The sequence below is a fragment of the Nostoc sp. C057 genome (assembly GCF_013393925.1).
Taxonomy (GTDB): Bacteria; Cyanobacteriota; Cyanobacteriia; order Cyanobacteriales; family Nostocaceae; genus Nostoc; species Nostoc muscorum_A.
The window spans coordinates 695,377-712,261 of the sequence record NZ_CP040281.1 but is presented as its reverse complement, the minus strand read 5'-3'; the positions used below and the strand labels follow the sequence as shown (position 1 = coordinate 712,261).

Here is a 16,885-nt window from a genome sequence, read left to right as displayed (position 1 = left end):
TAAAATATTTACTTGGAATTATTGGGAGATATTAGTAAAGTTATAATTTATGAAATATCAGGATAAAATACCCCGTAATTCATAAATTATAATTGCTAATTTTCTCATGTTATGGCGGGTAAAAGGACAATAAATACACTACCTTTCCCCAATTCAGAATTCAGCAAAATAATGCCTTGATGTGCCTCGACAATTCGACGAGCAAGGTAGAGTCCTAAGCCACTACCAGAACTCTTGTGACTACCTTGACGAAATCGTTCAAATATGGTGGACTGTTCTTCGGTGGGAATACCTGAGCCAGTATCTGCGATCGCAATGCTGATATATTCAACGGGATTGGATTGTCCAGATAACTGAGATTGGCTACTTTTGTCTAACTGTCGTTGAGAAGTAAAACGAATAGTCACAGACCCGGAGTCGGTAAATTTGATTGCATTGCCGATCAGGTTTGTAAATAAACGATGTAATTCTAAGCGATCGCCCATAACTGTGTTTGACTCTTCAGTAAAATCCAAATTTAGCGACAGTGTTTTAGCTTGAGCTAGAGGTGCTAATTCTCCAGTCACCTCCTCTAGCAAACGTCCCAGATTAACTGGTTGAAATGCCAAACTTTTGCGACCTGCTTCAAAGCGATAAACTTCCAATAAGGTATTGACCATAGTAAGCAGGTTGATATTACTACGGGCCATAATGGTGATTACTTCCTGCATTTGTGGTGATAATGTTCCCAATGCACCTTGCTGAAATAGCATCAACATGCGATCGGCCGCCACTAAGGGAGTGCGTAAATCGTGGGTGAGACGAGAGACAAAATCTTCTCGCTGGCGGGCAATTTCATCACGTTCATCCATACTATGCTTCAAACGTAGGAGCGATCGCACTCGTGCCAGCAATTCATCCACAGTTACAGGTTTACGGATAAAATCATCAGCACCCAAGTCTAATCCGTGAGCAACGTTGGGTGCATCGTGGGCAGTAATCAGCAGTATGGGGATATATTGCGGCAGTTTCATATCACCGCGAATGTGCTTGGTGACTTCGTACCCATCCATATCTGGCATCATCAGATCCAGCAGAACCAAGTCACAAGGAGAAGCTTTCAATTCTGCTAAAGCCGAAATCCCATTTTCTGCGGTGCTAATCGTGTAACCTTCTTCCTCCAAGATAGTTTTGATCAAAAACACGTTATCAGGAGAGTCATCAACTACCAGAATTTTGCCAGAACGAGAAGATTGTGAAGTCATATAGATGCAGGGTACGGGATAAAAGCAAATTTTTAGGGAAACTGGTTTATTGGTATAGTTTTTTAGATAGTTCTCTTAAGAAAACTTCCTCCAAAGAAAATTGTTTACTAATAAATTTATATAAATGTGTTTTAAAAACTACTTTACTTACCTTTTTAGCAGATAGCTACAAACTAATTGAATTATGGCTCGTAATTTCTAGTAATAGAGTTCCCTAAAACTCTGAAAAAGTAACATATAATACTTAGGATACCTCCCTGCAATAATATTTTTTTATACATAAATAAATTAGGGTTACAACAATTGTTGTAACCCTACAAAACGCTATATTCAATCTGCTCAAAAACCACTATAGAATAACAATTAACTTCATAACTACCGAATTATGAGCAATTCTTTACATTGACTATATGTAGATTAATAGTTTGCAAAGGTAAATACTTTCTTGCTTGCCTGCGTGGGATAAGTGACGCTAGTGTTAAAAGAAATCGTGCAAACTAAAACCCTCATCCCAGAAGTCGAGTAGGAAGCTAGAATGGCAATTCCAAATAAAGAAGTAAAATCTAATACAGATATTTTAGATAATAGACGCACCCAAACTCGCATCCAGGTTCGTATTCCTAAAGACTTGCATGAGGAACCAGTCATTTCACGACTGGTTTCTCACTATGGGATCACTGTTATTATTGCTGATGCTCAGGTAAGCGCAAACGTGCCACAATATAGCTGCTTCGATCTGGAACTGCGAGGTACTGTTTCTCAGATTGAAAGTGCCCTAACTTACCTGGATGAACTGGATTTAGAAGTTTTGCACCAATCCAGCCCTGAAGAAGATGGTTGGTAAATTGAGTTCTCTGTCCTGAGTTATGAGTGCTGAGTCAAAAACACTCAGCACTCAGCACTCAGCACTCGTTACAGATTTTAGGCCATTTGATTTTCAATCGCCCACCGCGCTAGTTCAGTGCGGTTATGGAGATTGGTTTTGCCCAACATATTGGACACATGGCTTTCAACTGTGCGCTGACTAACATTTAGTTCTTCAGCAATTTCCCGGTTAGCTAAACCCCTAGCGACAAACTGGACTACTTTCAGTTCGGTTGGGGTTAATTGCACATCGAAGGGAACCTGGATGCGGGAACCATTTTCGCCTCCTTTTGCTTGGTGTTCTTTCCAACGGATAGTTTGTTTCAGCGAGGATTCAACTTGGGCTACGAGTTCTTCTGGTTCAAAGGGCTTGACCATATAAACATCAGCACCTTTATTCAGACCCTTAACTCGGTCTGCGCTTTGTCCCTTAGCTGAAAGGAAAAGAACCGGAATCCAACTGGTGCGTTCGTTTTGCCGGACTTGTTCCACAAAAGTATATCCGTCCATTTCCGGCATCATCACATCGCAGATAATCATGTCTGGAACATCTTGCTCTAAAATTTCCAGAGCTTCACGTCCATTTTCGGCGGTGATGACTTCGTATCCCCGGAATTCTAAGTAATCCTTCACCAGCAAGATGAGGTTAGGGTCATCATCAATCAATAGAAGTCGTTTGTGATCTTTCATGCTGGGCTCTTTCATAGCAGTGGCACTTGTCGCGCTTCGGTCCATCAAAGTCTTGAATATTTATCCTCTATGGTGGGTTATTTTGAGATGTTGTCCTTTTTCCTACTTAACTTGCCTTTGCTGTCTCGAAGTCTCAAAAATGCCGAGCATTTTCAAGAGACTAATAGCTCGATAGCAAAAGTCCAGCAAGGATACGTATAGCAGTAGTATCTATAATGCGCTATTATATATCGCATTGAAAGTGGCGGGCGAAAAAACACTGATTAAATAATAATCCTTCTGACTCACAAGTAAGTATTGGCTTAAAGATGACCCTACCTCAAAACCAACCCGCACTTTCTTAAAGCTTACTGCTGTTCCATATCCTTCGGTTGTTAAGCCTCTATGAGGTGTTCACAAGAAACTAGGGAAGTTTCTGGCAAAGGATGGTTGAAAAACGCATATTCTTTTACCACCTTATTGCCTATTAAGTGTTCTTGGATGATCCGCTCAATAACTTCCAGGTTTGCTTGGCGATACCAGACACCATCAAGGTAAACCACCATTATGGGTCTAGAACAACAAACGCGCAAGCAGTTGGCTTTAGTTCTGTAGACGCATAAGGAATAATTCTGTTGCGACTCATCAAGTTTTAACTCTTTAAGTCGCTCTTTTAAGTATTCCCAGGATTCCAGACTAGCTCGTTTTGAGCAGCAATTAGCAATTGTCTGGTCAGCGCAAATAAAAATGTGTCGCTGAATTTTTGCAAGTCCAAAACTTTCTACACAATTACTCAGGGCATTATATTCTACTAGAGATTTAGTGGCTTTGGGGATTTGATGGCTTGACTGGATCACTGTATTGTTACTTATCGAGCAGCTCCCTGATTACAGTTCTATAACAATTTCCAAGCTTTGCAAATAAAGTTGACTGAGAAGAGAATGGGGCATTGGGAAACTTGTACTGAGCAGAGTCTCTCAAATATAAGTATTGGGCATTGGGAAAACTCTTCACTACTCCCGACTCCCGACTCCCTATGACCATATAAAAATATACGTAACTTACAGAGCAGAACCCGAAGGATATAAATAATTAGGCATTAATACTTAAGTACATCAATGAGCTTCTAGTTCGGGAACCCGTACTCAAGCAATTCTTGCCATTGGATGCCAATTTTAGGTAGATTAGCACTCAGGGGTTGAGAGTGCTAATCTCTGGAGAAAATAATTATGGCAGCCTTATCTTTAAGCGTTTCTACAGTTAAACCTTTGAGCGATCGCGTTTTCGTAAAAGTGAACGCCTCAGAGGAAAAGACCGCAGGTGGTCTGTATTTGCCCGATACCGCCAAGGAAAAGCCCCAGGTAGGGGAAGTAGTTGCCCTTGGCCCTGGCAAGCGTAACGAAGACGGTAGCCGTCAGGAATTGGAAATTAAAGTCGGCGATAAAGTGTTGTACTCCAAGTACGCTGGCACTGACATCAAGCTCGGCACCGAAGAATATGTACTGCTTTCTGAAAAAGATATTTTAGCAGTCGTTATTTAGTGGTCATTAGTCATTAGTCATTAGTCATTAGCCAATGACAAAAGACAAATGACAAATGACGAAGAACAAAAGACAAATGACAAAGGACAACTAAAACAATTATGGCAAAGCGCATTATCTACAACGAAAACGCCCGTCGCGCCTTAGAAAGAGGCATTGACATCCTGGCTGAGGCTGTAGCTGTTACCCTTGGCCCCAAAGGTCGTAACGTAGTCCTAGAAAAGAAATTTGGCGCACCGCAAATTGTTAATGACGGTGTAACGATCGCTAAAGAAATCGAATTAGAAGACCATATTGAAAACACTGGCGTAGCTTTGATTCGTCAAGCTGCCTCTAAGACCAATGATGCTGCGGGCGATGGCACCACAACTGCTACCGTTTTAGCTCATGCGATCGTCAAAGAAGGCTTGCGGAACGTTGCAGCTGGTGCTAACGCAATTTCCCTGAAGCGTGGTATTGATAAAGCTACTGCCTTTTTGGTAGACAAAATCAAAGAACACGCCCGTCCAGTGGAAGATTCCAAAGCCATTGCCCAAGTTGGTGCAATCTCGGCTGGTAATGACGAAGAAGTCGGTCAGATGATTGCCCAAGCAATGGACAAGGTGGGTAAGGAAGGCGTAATTTCCCTAGAAGAAGGGAAATCTATGTTCACCGAGTTGGAAATCACTGAAGGGATGCGCTTTGACAAAGGCTACATCTCTCCTTATTTCGCTACTGACCCTGAGCGGATGGAAGCAGTTTTTGATGAGCCTTTCATACTGCTGACCGATAAGAAAATCGCTTTGGTACAAGACCTCGTACCAGTGTTAGAGCAAGTAGCTCGTGCTGGTCGTCCTTTGGTAATTATCGCCGAAGATATTGAAAAAGAAGCTTTGGCAACCTTAGTAGTAAACCGTTTGCGCGGTGTACTCAACGTGGCTGCTGTTAAGGCTCCTGGTTTTGGCGATCGCCGCAAAGCACTACTAGAAGACATCGCTGTTTTAACTGGTGGTCAACTAATTACCGAAGATGCTGGTTTGAAGCTAGATAACACCAAGCTGGATAGCCTGGGTAAAGCTCGCCGGATCACCATCACCAAGGACAGCACCACAATTGTTGCCGAAGGTAACGAAGCTGCTGTTAAAGCTCGTGTCGAACAGATCCGTCGTCAAATCGATGAAACCGAATCTTCTTACGACAAAGAGAAATTACAAGAGCGTCTTGCTAAACTCTCTGGTGGTGTCGCTGTCGTGAAAGTTGGTGCAGCGACTGAAACCGAAATGAAAGACAAGAAACTGCGCCTAGAAGACGCTATCAACGCCACCAAAGCTGCTGTGGAAGAAGGTATCGTTCCTGGCGGTGGTACAACTCTGGCTCACCTTGCTCCTGAATTGGAAGTTTGGGCGAAGAGCAATCTTAAAGATGAAGAGTTGATTGGTGCTTTGATTGTTGTTCGTGCTTTACCTGCACCTCTGAAGCGGATTGCTGAAAACGCTGGTCAGAATGGTGCTGTGATCGCTGAACGCGTTAAAGAGAAAGAATTCAATGTTGGCTACAATGCTGCAACAAACGAATTCGTCGATTTGTTAGCTGCTGGTATTGTTGACCCTGCTAAAGTGACTCGTTCTGCTCTGCAAAACGCTGCATCCATCGCTGGTATGGTGTTGACAACCGAATGTATTATAGTTGACAAGCCTGAACCAAAAGATGGCGCTCCTGCTGGCGCTGGTGCTGGTGGCGGCGACTTCGATTACTAATACTTTGTAGTTACATAAGTTGAAAAACAGCTGCTTCCTTTATGGAGGGGGCTGTTTTTTTGTGTCAAAAGAAGAGGAAGAGGGTGAGTTACGACAAGGCTTGTAAATATTTAGCTTTGCGGGTTTGTGGTTTGAAAAGGATTTGGTACGGCAATTTTTACGGGGGGATATTATGAAATAATCTGTAATTTATCAAGATATCGTTCAAAAAGAAGCTTTTAAATTAATAAGTCGTCTACTTAAACGGCGTTTTGGTGATATTGATGGATCATTAGGTGAGCAGGTTCGGAATTTATCTGCTGAACAGTTAGAAAATTTGGGAGAAGATTTGCTTGATTTTTCTGAAGTTGCTGATTTAGTAGCTTGGTTAGAACAGCAGGAACAAGCTTAATCAAAATGAATAAAAATCCCCTTTATTACTAAGAGCGGTTAAGAAAATCTTCAGGTTCAATAGCAGCTTGCTTTAAAATTGCACGTAATGTTCCTTCTGGCATATCACCAGAATGATTGGGAATAGTAGTGTAACGATTAGTTTCAGGATTAAACCAGATTTCATGACTCCCTGCGGCTTGACGATGAAAAACAAAGCCAAAGGTTTTTAATATTTTGATAATCTGTCTATAGCTAAACCCAGCTAGCCGTCCCATGAATTAACTACTGACCTACAACTAAAGGATAGTTAAATTGTTCAGCTATTGGTTGCAAATAATCTAGTTCTTGATCCTGAGATTGTGCTTCTAATAACTTACGCGCTACATCACGGGCAATTTCTAAAGTTTCAGCAACAGTCCGTCCTTGAGCTACTAAACCTTGAAGCTCATCAGATGTTGCTAAATAAACGCCTTCTGGTAATTTTTCAATATGGATGTTTAGCAATCTTTCCATTATTGTATGTAGATGTTACTATTTGGAGCGATTTAATTCTTATCGTATCGCTTTTTTGAACTACAACGATGTCTACGACGGGCTACGCCTACGCACTTCCACTTTTCCATAAAAACTCATGAGCCAAATTAATCCTGGCCGATTTTCTGAGTTTCGTTTCGTTGTCTTGGTCTTGAGATGTGCCATCACAATTACACCAGAAGGATTGGTAGTTTACTCTAAAGTTTTCCACCCTTGCTCATAGTCCAACAGTTTCGCCACAGGGAACTCAAATAATTCTAGAAAGCGGGGAAAATATGGCTCGATAACTATCTTTCCAAGGACTATCGTAATCAGTAAGTTGCTCGCTCATGAATTAAAACAAAAAGTACCTCTGTGCCATTGGTAAAACTGTCGCAGGTTCACAAATCAGCAACTCACCATCTGCCCTGACTTGATATGTTTCTGGATCTACTTCAATGTGGGGTAGTGCATCATTCAGCTTCATATCCCGCTTGCTCAATTGGCGTGTTCCAGAAACTGCTACTGCTGCCTTTTGTAAACCTAGCTGGCTAGGAATTTCGTTCTCTAAAGCTGCTTGTGAAACAAAAGTTAATGATGTGGCATGACGCGCCCCGGCAAAACTACCAAACATTGGGCGCATATAAACTGGTTGCGGTGTGGGAATACTGGCATTAGCATCGCCCATTTGCGACCATGCAATCATTCCGCCTTTAATCACTATCTCTGGTTTCACGCCAAAAAACGCGGGATGCCACAAACATAAATCTGCTAATTTTCCCTCTTCCACTGAACCTACATATTGAGCAATTCCGTGAGCGATCGCAGGGTTGATTGTATACTTAGCAACATATCTTTTTGCCCGAAAATTATCTGCTTTTTGCTCATCTCCCTGTGGGTTAAGAATTCCCCTCTGCACCTTCATTTTGTGAGATGTCTGCCAGGTGCGAATTATCACTTCGCCTACTCTTCCCATTGCCTGAGAGTCGGAGGAAATCATGCTAAATGCGCCTAAGTCGTGCAAAATATCTTCGGCGGCAATGGTTTCTCGGCGGATGCGAGACTCAGCAAAAGCCACATCTTCAGCGATCGCAGGATCTAGGTGATGACATACCATTAACATATCCAGGTGTTCGTCTAAGGTGTTGAGGGTGTAAGGGCGTGTCGGGTTAGTGGAAGATGGTAAAACATTGCCTTGACCGCAAACTTTGATGATATCTGGTGCGTGTCCGCCGCCAGCGCCTTCGGTGTGGTAAGTGTGGATGACACGATTTTTGAAAGCTGCGATCGTATCTTCCACAAATCCGGCTTCATTCAGGGTATCAGTATGAATCGCTACTTGCACATCATAAGCATCAGCAACGCTGAGGCAAGTATCAATTGCTGCGGGTGTGGTTCCCCAGTCTTCATGGAGTTTTAACCCCATTGCACCGGCGGCTACTTGTTCTACAAGTCCTTGGGGTTTACTGGCATTACCTTTGCCCAAAAATCCTAAGTTTACGGGAAAAGCATCAGCCGCTTGCAACATTCGGTAAATATTCCAAGGTCCGGGGGTGCAGGTAGTGGCATTTGTACCTGTAGCGGGGCCAGTACCACCGCCGATCATAGTGGTAATCCCGGAAGCGATCGCAACTTCAATCTGTTGGGGGCAAATAAAATGAATATGGGCATCAATCCCGCCAGCAGTAAGAATCATTCCTTCACCAGCTAAAGCTTCCGTTCCGGGGCCGATAATAATATCTACATTGTCTTGAATATAAGGATTTCCGGCTTTACCAATTTTGAAAATCTTGCCATCTTTAATGCCAATATCCGCTTTGACAATTCCCCACCAATCGAGAATTAAGGCATTAGTAATTACTAAATCTACAGCACCATCGGCGTTAGAAATGGGGGATTGTCCCATTCCATCTCTGATAACTTTACCGCCGCCAAATTTCACTTCATCGCCGTAGCTTGTGAAATCTTGTTCAACTTCTATAAATAATTCTGTATCTGCAAGTCGGATGCGATCGCCTACTGTTGGGCCGTAGGTTTCGGCGTAAGCGCGGCGATCCATTCTGTAACTCATAACTACTCCTCACAAACTGCGAATTTGGAATTTTTCAAACCTCATCTGGAAACCATTCCCTTCAGGTGAGGCACACATCACACCTACACTTACTGTTTCCGTTTGAGTCAAATAAGCGAGCCGCAGCATTGTATATTCAGTTCCATTCAAAGAGTATTCCACCTCTATTGCTGTGTCGCGTCTAGTTACACGCAGCCAAATTACAGATGGATTTTGTGGCATTGGAATAACAGACCAATCTGAGTAATTGCGTGTCACAACTGCGCTAATTTGTTGCACGCCATCGACAAATTCAATACCACATTTCAACCAATTCAACTCATCTAAACGTATCATCAACCCAGCTTGATCGTATAAATCCTGATATTGTCCGCTGATTTTCACTTCAGCAATAAAGTCACCTTGAATTTTTTGATAAAAAAAGTGACCATTATCTCTAATGAAACCGTAGTGAGTTTCCCGCCAGAAATCTGTTTTTGCGCCGGAAGTGATAGTGATCGCTTCGTCTTTTACTTCCCAAACAGGCGGTTCATTGTACCATTCCATGTTCATAGCTACAGAGAACCGTTAATTTTGGCGTTGAAGCCGTAGACTTGGCGAGTACCGACGAGGGGGACTAGAGTTATTTCTTTTTCATCGCCTGGTTCAAAGCGGACTGCGGTTCCGGCGGGGATATCAAGGCGCATTCCTCTAGCTTGTTCTCTGTCAAAGTTTAAGGCGGTGTTAACTTCATAAAAGTGATAATGGGAACCTACTTGTATGGGGCGATCGCCTGTATTTGACACTTGTAATTTTATAGTTGGACGACCAACATTTAGTTCAATTTCACCTGCTGGTGTGATAATTTCCCCAGGAATCATAATAAATTTAAACTTACAAAATTAACGAATTGGATTATGTACTGTTACTAACTTTGTCCCATCAGGAAAAGTAGCTTCAACTTGCACATCATGTACCATTTCTGATATCCCTTCCATGACATCATCCCGCGTTAATAGTGTTGTACCATAACTCATCAATTCAGCCACAGTTTGCCCATCTCTTGCTCCTTCTAAAATGGCAGCAGAAATATAAGCGATCGCTTCAGGATAATTCAGTTTTAAACCCCTTCCTTTCCGTCTTTCTGCTAATAAAGCAGCAGTAAAAATTAATAGCTTATCTTTTTCCTGCGGCGTAAGTTGCATTCTTATCTCCTCTGTGTTCTCTGCGCCTCTGCGGTTAGTTTAAACTTGCCACACTCTTGGTATGCAATTACCACGATTCAAAAAAGAAACTCGCAGCATCTGCCAAACATTAATAAACCAGTTTCTCACCTCAGAAGTAGAATAACCGCGATATCGGCACAATAATCCATGTTGTAATCGGCTAACACCCGCTTCTCCTTCCCCATTCCATAAACTTCGTGTTTTTTCGACAATTTCTCCTGAAACTTCACCACCAACCCAAACTAGACTACCTACTATTGGTTTTCCAGCCAAGCCGTGGGGACTGTGGAAAATGTCTTCGTTACCCCGTAACCATTGCCGATCAATCCATAAAGGAACGCCTTGCTGCCAAATTTCTGTATGCGATCGCCATTCCCCTTGCAAGAACTTTTCTCCTCTAGCACTGCGACCAAACCGGGTAATTTCCCAGCCTAACCAACTGGCCCCGGTTGCTAATTCTACCCGTAAATCTTGCCGATAAATCGCGTCATTAAATAAAATTGTCTCTTGTGGCAACCATTCTAAACAAGCGCCAGCATCAACTTGCATTTGGATGGTTTGTCTAGCTTGTAGCCCATTACTGCGATATATCTTGCTTGCAGCAGCTGTAGTAATTAAGGCTTGGGCTTGGGGTTGGAGGTGGATATTAGAGGATAAGCGATCGCCTCCTACCATTCCCCCAGCTGTATGTAAAATTACGCTATGACAAACTTTTTCCCCTTCTGGATAAAATGGGCGTTGTACCTTCAGGGGCGCTTGCTGGTGATTGTAAATTAACTGGGTTGCGCCCTGGCGATCGGCATAGACTAAATTAAGTTTTCCATGCCAACCTTCTGCTATTTGTGAGTTACAGGTCATTTATGAAGTAAACATTAAGTTTCAGGTGGATTACATTTCATTAATTCACTATGCCAGTGTTTGACCTGCAATTTATCATTTTATTTAAGAAACACCAGTCCACTATATAAATGAAAAGCTGAATCCCAATTAGTCTGTTCCCTGCGAAACAAATGAATATGTGACTTGATATGACCTAACATTTCTGTTTGGTCTAATGTTGTATCTGCAAATGATGTGAAATCTGACCAAATTTTAACTTGAGGTAGTTGCTGATCAATCCAACTTGATAAACTATTCCAATTAATTCTGATTGTATTTTGGCTAGCTTGGGGAATGATTTTTAAACCTTGCTGGAATTCATAGCCGTTATCATAGAATCGGAGAATGCAACGTCTACCAGGTAAGTGTAAATCACAAAACTGAGCATAGTCTTGTGTTTGAGTTTTCCATTCCAGTTTACGGCGGGCATTGACATCTACAACTTGTTCAAAAATGGGCAATAGTCCCACTACTCTGGCTGTAACTTCTGACCAGTCAAAGGTGAGAGAACCGAGTTGATTTGTGTCATTACAGCAAACAACGGTAGCTTGTGGGGTAGATTCTTGAAAATGTTTGACTTGATAAACTTGAATTTGCTGAATTTGAGCTAGTGTTGCCCAAAAGCAAGGAATACCAGCCTGCTGTAACTGTTTGCCGTAAAATTTTAGTTCTCCCACTTGTCCAGTACGGTACAACCTCCAGCCACGACTTGGCATTAATAGCCGTGCGGTATAGGGATCTAGCTGCATAATCTGAGCAAATTTTCGAGATGCGTCCGTTTTCATCTCGTTACTGAGTGGCTCTAAAACTAGTACGCCAAGTTCAGTGTTATTAGGTTCAGATTTTGCTTGGGAAATGGCTCTTTGTCTTTGTTCAATCTCGATTTCTTGCAGTCGTTGCAAACCTTGACGTGCTAGCGACACTATTTTGGTATTTGTCGTATCTTGCAGCAGTTGCCGATAAACTTTTTCCGCATCCTGATGCTTTCCAGATACTTCATGCAAGCGACCAAGATAAAATTGCACCCAAGGATTGTCTGGTGATTCTATTAGCAGCTGTTTGAGTAATTTGGCAGCTGTTTGATAGTCTTTATGGTCAAAGGCGATCGCAACTTGCTCAATCATCACTTACTTTAAATACAGGATGGAGTGATGTCTCGCGCAAAATCACTTTTGCGTGAGCTATAAATCATTTATACTTCACAACTTGCGGTAATTAAGGATAATGCTACTACTGGGGCTGTAACTGCTCTCAGGATGCGACGACCAAGGGAAACAGGTTGAAATCCAGATGCGATCGCATTCTCAATTTCTTGTGTTGTCCATCCTCCCTCTGGGCCAGTAGCAATGACAATGGTTTCTTGTCCTTTGTCACTTGTCATACCCTGCGGGAAGGCGAAGCGCCTATGTCGTTTGTGCTGTAAGCAATGTTTTAAATGGGGAAACTCACCACGCGCTTCACAGATATATTGCTGACTGTTGGCAAATGACAAATGACCAATGACTAATGACAAACCCGTATTAAAAGCAACAGGCTCTAAAATTGTTGGCACAAAAGAGCGCTCTGATTGTTCGGCGGCTTCCGCAGCGATGCGCCGCCAGCGTTCGAGCTTTTGAGGACTAGGATCAAGCAAAGTGCGATCGCTCAATACTGGTGCAATACAAGTTACTCCCAACTCTGTACAACACCGCACCACTTCATCAAATCCATTGCCTTTGGGTAAGGCCACCATCAAGGTAATTGATACAGGTAATTCAGTTTCCACCAAAAGCGATTCTAAAACCTGTGCTTGTTCGCCTGCTAGCTGCGCTAACCACCATTTTCCTTTACCATCCATTGCAATAAAGCGATCGCCTTCACGCAAGCGCAACACACGCCCCAAATAATGTTGTTGTTCTTTGGTGAGTAAAATTTGCCCTTGTTGAAATTGGGAGGGTGCGATCGCAATTCTTTGCAGTTGAGACATTTTTCTTAATGAATTATTGCCCTGCTGTAGATATCTGTTGTCTAACCCAGGTACGGAAAGCACGAGTTGCTGCTATTTGCCCAACTTTCTTGCTTTCTTGGATAAATCGGGGAATCTCTGTTAATAGCACAGGTGCAAAAGTTGGACTGCGATCACTCTGTAAGTATTGCCCACTGTTAAGGGTGTAGATCCTCAAGACATTTCCGTTATACCGCCAGAATTCTGGGACTTCCATTGAAGCATAAAGGCTTAACTTGTCTATCTTGGATCTGGAATATTCTACTTCCAGTACTATGTCTGGTGGTGGGTCTGTATTCAGGTCAATATTTTCTTTGTTGCGGACTAATAATTCATTTTGGATGTAGTAACTACTGTCCGGCTCGCCTCCTTGCTCCAAATCATCCCGCGTTATAGTCAACGAGCCAGCGCTTTTAACTTCTAAACCAAATTCTTCACACAGCACAAGAACAAAACCTTCAATGAGACGGTTTGAATTCTCGTGCGGCATTAGCGGAGTCATGATTTCTACTATTCCGTTGTCATAAGCTAGCCTTTTATTTCGCTCAGATCCCATATCTGCCAGCATAGCTTTAAATGTCTGCCAGCTTATGTTTTGCAGCACATCCCTAGTTTCTGCGAATTTTGCTGTTGTTACCATATTTCAGTTTTCCTGTGGATGTGTTACCTAACTGTATTAGGACTTAGGGACTTCTAAGAAATAAATTATCCAAATAAACGAACCACAGAGACACAGAGAGAGGAAAAATATAGAGAGTTTTGGAACATTTTTTTATAGGACTTACGCAAAATATCTCTCAAACTCTGATTTCTCCGTGCCCTCTGTGCCTCTGCGGTTCGTTATTCCGTAACTCATGCGTAAGTCCTATTTTATTTGGAACTTCCTTACACCAGAAAGACACAGATGGATTTATCTGTGTCTCTCTTTGATTTCATTATCTTAAACTTTTCGGCTTACGAAAGATTCTGGAAGTAAGCTTCTAGCGCTTCAGTCACTAACTGAGTCATCGGCTTACCTTGGCTTTCTGCTACTTCCTTCAACTTGCCATAAACCTCTTCTTTCAAGTTCACCCGATGACGCGATTTATTCGCACCATTGGCTGTCTGGGGTTCGTAGGTGCTAGCAAATTCGCGGATGGCATCAAAACCAACGCGATCGCAAAAATCACCAAAGCTTTCCTTTGATTTCCGAGATTTCTTAAAGTAAACAAAAATCGGCTCTAAGAAACTTTCTAAATCATTATGATGCAGCTTTTCTGTGTAAGGTTGCGCCAATCGAGTCTGATTTGGCGAACCCCCTAACCATAACTGGTAAGATTCTGGAGCGCTACCAACAAAGGCCAATTCTGCCAAGTAGGGACGAGCGCAACCGTTAGGGCATCCTGTCATCCTTACCACAAAATGTTCTTTTTGTAAACCTAATTTATCCAAGAGAGCGCGAATCTGCTCCAAAATCCCCGGTATTGCCCGTTCTGATTCCGTGATTGCCAAACCACAAGTGGGTAAAGCCGGACAAGCCATTGCATATCGCACTAAAGGTTCGATTTTACTGGGTTCATCTCCGACACCGTGACGGCTGAGAATGTCTTGAATAGCTTCCTTGCTATCTGGTTCGATATCGTAAAAAATCACGTTTTGGTTCGATGTCAGGCGGATGGGTAAGTTGAACTGTTCGACAATTTCCCGCAAAGCGGTTTTCAATTGAAACGAACCTTCATCCTTGACTCGACCATTTTCAATGGAAATTCCTAAGAATAGCTTGCCATCACCTTGTTCATTCCAGCCGAGGAAGTCGTGGAATTTAAACTCTGGCAGTGGTTTGAAGGCTTCGATTGATTTACCGAAATATTCTTCAACTTGAGTACGGAATTTATCTAAACCCCAATCGTTGATTAGATATTTTAATCTGGCGTGACGACGGTCGGTGCGATCGCCATAATCTCTCTGAGTAGCAACAATCGCTTTTACAATGTCGTAGACATCATCTTTTGCCACATAACCGATGGGGTCTGCTAACCTAGCGAAAGTTTCTTCTTTACCGTGGGTTCTGCCTAAGCCACCACCAGCAAAAATATTAAATCCTTCTAATTGCTTCTTCTTATTGGTAATTACTACCAAAGTCAGGTCTTGGGAATACAAATCAACCGAATTATCCCCTGGCACCGTCACGCAAATTTTAAACTTGCGGGGCATATAATGTGTGCCATAAATCGGTTCTTCGTTGTCATGGATAATTGTGCCATTCCCGTTGCTTTGTCGCGCTGCTTTCACCTCTGGGTTTTCTTCAGCACTAATTGCCTTTTCACCATCTAGCCAAATTTCATAATAAGCACCCGTCTGTGCTGACAACAAATCAGCAATATTCTGGGCATATTCCCAAGCATACTGATACTCTGGGCGATTTTTAAAGGGGGCTGGTGGTGCCATGACGTTGCGGTTGATGTCACCGCAAGCTCCCAAAGTTGAACCCAGATTCTTGACAATGGTGGCGATCGCTGATTTCAGATTCTTCTTTAAAATACCGTGCAGTTGGAAACCTTGACGGGTAGTTGCTCGTAACGTGTGGTTGCCATACTCATCGGCTATTTTATCTAAAGCCAGATACAGCTGCGGCGGTACTAAACCACCAGGATTTTTTGTCCGCAGCATAAACTGGTAATCTTTTTCCTGTCCCTTAGTGCGGTTGTCGCGGTTATCCTGCTGATAAGAACCGTGAAACTTCAAAAGCTGCACCGCATTTTCAGTAAAATGGGTAGTATCTTGAAGAATTTCAGTTGCTACAGGTTCACGCAAAAAATTACTATTTTCCTTGATTCCTTCTACTTTGGAAGGCTTACGGCTAGCGATTGGGGAAGGAGCAGATTTAACCATTAGACTTGTATAGTATTCTCAATAAAGCATTACGTAGACACCGAACCAGCACCCTTCGGCTACTTGATCCCCGGTAATCCGGCCGGAATAATGAGGAATGATTTAATTTTACCACGGCAAAAGCCGGCTTTGTCAGTGATGTAACACTTAACAAAACCAGCTTTTGCGAGTAGTGAGTTTTGTTAGCGGTAGCGGGGCGTTTAGCCCGTGCTAAGTCCTGAGTACTTAAGTAAAGTATAGAGTGACCGAGGACTCAATAATTTTTTATTTGAAGCGATAGCCAAGACCGCCATTGATGGTGACAGCAGAAGCATCGCTATTTTGGTAGGCACCAAGTCCGACTTTAGCGTTAGTGTAGACAAGGAAATTGTTAGCAACTTCCGATTCAACACCAGCACCTAGCACTACTGAATCTCTGTTACCTATAGGAGTTGGTGAGCCATCTTTTTCTACAAAAGAATAACCGCCAGTTAAATAAGCGTTAGTTTTATTAGCGATAGGCACATCCACAGAAAGTTCTGGGATGATAGCACTTGTCTTATCACTCCAGAGAACATTACCACGTACAGAAAATGGCGTAGTTCCTAATTTCAGGCGACCTGTAACATTACCACCAAATGTGGCAGCATCATTGATACCTTCTCCGCCGCTAGTAACGCCAGCTGCAACACCAGCACCAACATAACTAGCATCAGTACCCTTTTTGGTTTCAGCAGAAGCTTGACCAGATGATAGAAAAAGAGGAGCAACTATTAAGGAAGATAATGCAGAAAATGTCACGAAAGACTTGAGTAAGCGTTTCATAATTTTTACCAAAATTTTTATTTTTTACTTGTATATTCCCAGTCGAAAATCATTTAACAATGTTCCAAATGTTTCCCAATTTTTATTAAATAAATGTTGCTAATGATGCATAAGAGTTACAGGCTAAGTATC

19 protein-coding genes are annotated in these 16,885 nt (G+C 42.4%); 4 read left to right on the top strand and 15 right to left on the bottom strand.

Annotated features, from left to right (window positions below; all coding sequences use genetic code 11):
- Nucleotides 1–104: 104 nt before the first annotated feature.
- Nucleotides 105–1,244 carry a hybrid sensor histidine kinase/response regulator gene (locus FD724_RS02965; RefSeq protein WP_179071531.1) on the bottom strand — a complete coding sequence of 380 codons (1,140 nt, stop codon included), beginning with the start codon at nt 1,242–1,244 and terminating at the stop codon, nt 105–107.
- A gap of 535 nt (nt 1,245–1,779) precedes the next feature.
- Here FD724_RS02965 and FD724_RS02960 point away from each other — a divergent pair.
- The gene (locus FD724_RS02960; RefSeq protein WP_114085535.1) at nt 1,780–2,088 is read left to right on the top strand and encodes an NIL domain-containing protein; all 309 of its coding nucleotides are present in this window, start codon (nt 1,780–1,782) and stop codon (nt 2,086–2,088) included.
- A 77-nt stretch (nt 2,089–2,165) separates the two neighbouring features.
- On the opposite strand, the gene FD724_RS02955 is transcribed toward FD724_RS02960, so the two are convergent.
- On the bottom strand, nt 2,166–2,843 hold the full coding sequence (locus tag FD724_RS02955) for a response regulator transcription factor (protein ID WP_012407592.1): 678 nt from the start codon (nt 2,841–2,843) through the stop codon (nt 2,166–2,168).
- A 329-nt stretch (nt 2,844–3,172) separates the two neighbouring features.
- Nucleotides 3,173–3,634: a ferredoxin gene (locus FD724_RS02950; protein ID WP_179071530.1), complete on the bottom strand. Its 462-nt coding sequence runs from the start codon at nt 3,632–3,634 to the stop codon at nt 3,173–3,175.
- A gap of 372 nt (nt 3,635–4,006) precedes the next feature.
- On the opposite strand from FD724_RS02950, the gene groES reads away from it, so the two are divergent.
- The 3 genes from groES (at nt 4,007) to FD724_RS02935 (ending at nt 6,445) form a co-directional block, all read left to right on the top strand.
- On the top strand, nt 4,007–4,318 hold the full coding sequence (gene groES / locus FD724_RS02945; protein ID WP_012407590.1) for a co-chaperone GroES: 312 nt from the start codon (nt 4,007–4,009) through the stop codon (nt 4,316–4,318).
- Between the two features lie 101 nt (nt 4,319–4,419).
- Nucleotides 4,420–6,054, top strand: coding sequence for a chaperonin GroEL (groL, locus tag FD724_RS02940; RefSeq protein ID WP_012407589.1), 1,635 nt, complete (start codon nt 4,420–4,422; stop codon nt 6,052–6,054).
- Between the two features lie 187 nt (nt 6,055–6,241).
- Complete coding sequence (locus tag FD724_RS02935; protein ID WP_372726518.1) at nt 6,242–6,445, top strand: DUF4351 domain-containing protein; 204 nt, start codon at nt 6,242–6,244, stop codon at nt 6,443–6,445.
- A 28-nt stretch (nt 6,446–6,473) separates the two neighbouring features.
- Here the strand turns inward: FD724_RS02935 and FD724_RS02930 are convergent, their stop codons facing one another.
- From FD724_RS02930 to FD724_RS02875, 12 genes are all read right to left on the bottom strand, one after another.
- Nucleotides 6,474–6,701, bottom strand: coding sequence for a type II toxin-antitoxin system HicA family toxin (locus tag FD724_RS02930; protein ID WP_179071529.1), 228 nt, complete (start codon nt 6,699–6,701; stop codon nt 6,474–6,476).
- A 7-nt stretch (nt 6,702–6,708) separates the two neighbouring features.
- Nucleotides 6,709–6,939 (bottom strand): type II toxin-antitoxin system HicB family antitoxin, encoded by a 231-nt coding sequence (locus FD724_RS02925; protein ID WP_100898366.1) that lies wholly within the window; start codon nt 6,937–6,939, stop codon nt 6,709–6,711.
- A gap of 355 nt (nt 6,940–7,294) precedes the next feature.
- Entirely contained in the window at nt 7,295–9,010 is a 1,716-nt protein-coding gene (gene ureC, locus FD724_RS02920; protein WP_179071528.1) for an urease subunit alpha, read from the bottom strand.
- 9 nt (nt 9,011–9,019) lie between these two features.
- Entirely contained in the window at nt 9,020–9,556 is a 537-nt protein-coding gene (locus FD724_RS02915; RefSeq protein ID WP_179071527.1) for a DUF1349 domain-containing protein, read from the bottom strand.
- 8 nt (nt 9,557–9,564) lie between these two features.
- Entirely contained in the window at nt 9,565–9,870 is a 306-nt protein-coding gene (locus FD724_RS02910; RefSeq protein WP_176727043.1) for an urease subunit beta, read from the bottom strand.
- 21 nt (nt 9,871–9,891) lie between these two features.
- On the bottom strand, nt 9,892–10,194 hold the full coding sequence (gene ureA, locus FD724_RS02905) for an urease subunit gamma (protein WP_114081110.1): 303 nt from the start codon (nt 10,192–10,194) through the stop codon (nt 9,892–9,894).
- 39 nt (nt 10,195–10,233) lie between these two features.
- On the bottom strand, nt 10,234–11,073 hold the full coding sequence (locus tag FD724_RS02900; RefSeq protein ID WP_179071526.1) for an urease accessory protein UreD: 840 nt from the start codon (nt 11,071–11,073) through the stop codon (nt 10,234–10,236).
- 80 nt (nt 11,074–11,153) lie between these two features.
- A complete protein-coding gene (locus FD724_RS02895; RefSeq protein WP_179071525.1) occupies nt 11,154–12,218 on the bottom strand; it encodes a tetratricopeptide repeat protein in 1,065 nt (354 codons plus the stop codon).
- Nucleotides 12,219–12,286: 68 nt separating this feature from the next.
- On the bottom strand, nt 12,287–13,060 hold the full coding sequence (locus FD724_RS02890) for a 16S rRNA (uracil(1498)-N(3))-methyltransferase (RefSeq protein ID WP_179071524.1): 774 nt from the start codon (nt 13,058–13,060) through the stop codon (nt 12,287–12,289).
- A gap of 13 nt (nt 13,061–13,073) precedes the next feature.
- Entirely contained in the window at nt 13,074–13,718 is a 645-nt protein-coding gene (locus tag FD724_RS02885; RefSeq protein WP_179071523.1) for a Uma2 family endonuclease, read from the bottom strand.
- A 314-nt stretch (nt 13,719–14,032) separates the two neighbouring features.
- Nucleotides 14,033–15,949, bottom strand: coding sequence for a sulfite reductase, ferredoxin dependent (sir, locus tag FD724_RS02880; RefSeq protein WP_179071522.1), 1,917 nt, complete (start codon nt 15,947–15,949; stop codon nt 14,033–14,035).
- Nucleotides 15,950–16,213: 264 nt separating this feature from the next.
- Nucleotides 16,214–16,753, bottom strand: a complete 540-nt coding sequence (locus tag FD724_RS02875) for an outer membrane beta-barrel protein (RefSeq protein ID WP_114085161.1) — start codon at nt 16,751–16,753, stop codon at nt 16,214–16,216.
- Nucleotides 16,754–16,885 lie beyond the last annotated feature (132 nt).

What these genes read in the sequence shown, in the direction of transcription:
- FD724_RS02965 (WP_179071531.1), bottom strand. Translation starts at nt 1,244, where the DNA reads ATGACTTCACAATCTTCTCGTTCTGGCAAAATTCTGGTAGTTGATGAC.
- FD724_RS02960 (WP_114085535.1), top strand. Translation starts at nt 1,780, where the DNA reads ATGGCAATTCCAAATAAAGAAGTAAAATCTAATACAGATATTTTAGAT.
- FD724_RS02955 (WP_012407592.1), bottom strand. Translation starts at nt 2,843, where the DNA reads ATGGACCGAAGCGCGACAAGTGCCACTGCTATGAAAGAGCCCAGCATG.
- groES (WP_012407590.1), top strand. Translation starts at nt 4,007, where the DNA reads ATGGCAGCCTTATCTTTAAGCGTTTCTACAGTTAAACCTTTGAGCGAT.
- groL (WP_012407589.1), top strand. Translation starts at nt 4,420, where the DNA reads ATGGCAAAGCGCATTATCTACAACGAAAACGCCCGTCGCGCCTTAGAA.
- FD724_RS02930 (WP_179071529.1), bottom strand. Translation starts at nt 6,701, where the DNA reads ATGGGACGGCTAGCTGGGTTTAGCTATAGACAGATTATCAAAATATTA.
- FD724_RS02925 (WP_100898366.1), bottom strand. Translation starts at nt 6,939, where the DNA reads ATGGAAAGATTGCTAAACATCCATATTGAAAAATTACCAGAAGGCGTT.
- ureC (WP_179071528.1), bottom strand. Translation starts at nt 9,010, where the DNA reads ATGAGTTACAGAATGGATCGCCGCGCTTACGCCGAAACCTACGGCCCA.
- FD724_RS02915 (WP_179071527.1), bottom strand. Translation starts at nt 9,556, where the DNA reads ATGGAATGGTACAATGAACCGCCTGTTTGGGAAGTAAAAGACGAAGCG.
- FD724_RS02910 (WP_176727043.1), bottom strand. Translation starts at nt 9,870, where the DNA reads ATGATTCCTGGGGAAATTATCACACCAGCAGGTGAAATTGAACTAAAT.
- ureA (WP_114081110.1), bottom strand. Translation starts at nt 10,194, where the DNA reads ATGCAACTTACGCCGCAGGAAAAAGATAAGCTATTAATTTTTACTGCT.
- FD724_RS02900 (WP_179071526.1), bottom strand. Translation starts at nt 11,073, where the DNA reads ATGACCTGTAACTCACAAATAGCAGAAGGTTGGCATGGAAAACTTAAT.
- FD724_RS02895 (WP_179071525.1), bottom strand. Translation starts at nt 12,218, where the DNA reads ATGATTGAGCAAGTTGCGATCGCCTTTGACCATAAAGACTATCAAACA.
- FD724_RS02890 (WP_179071524.1), bottom strand. Translation starts at nt 13,060, where the DNA reads ATGTCTCAACTGCAAAGAATTGCGATCGCACCCTCCCAATTTCAACAA.
- FD724_RS02885 (WP_179071523.1), bottom strand. Translation starts at nt 13,718, where the DNA reads ATGGTAACAACAGCAAAATTCGCAGAAACTAGGGATGTGCTGCAAAAC.
- sir (WP_179071522.1), bottom strand. Translation starts at nt 15,949, where the DNA reads ATGGTTAAATCTGCTCCTTCCCCAATCGCTAGCCGTAAGCCTTCCAAA.
- FD724_RS02875 (WP_114085161.1), bottom strand. Translation starts at nt 16,753, where the DNA reads ATGAAACGCTTACTCAAGTCTTTCGTGACATTTTCTGCATTATCTTCC.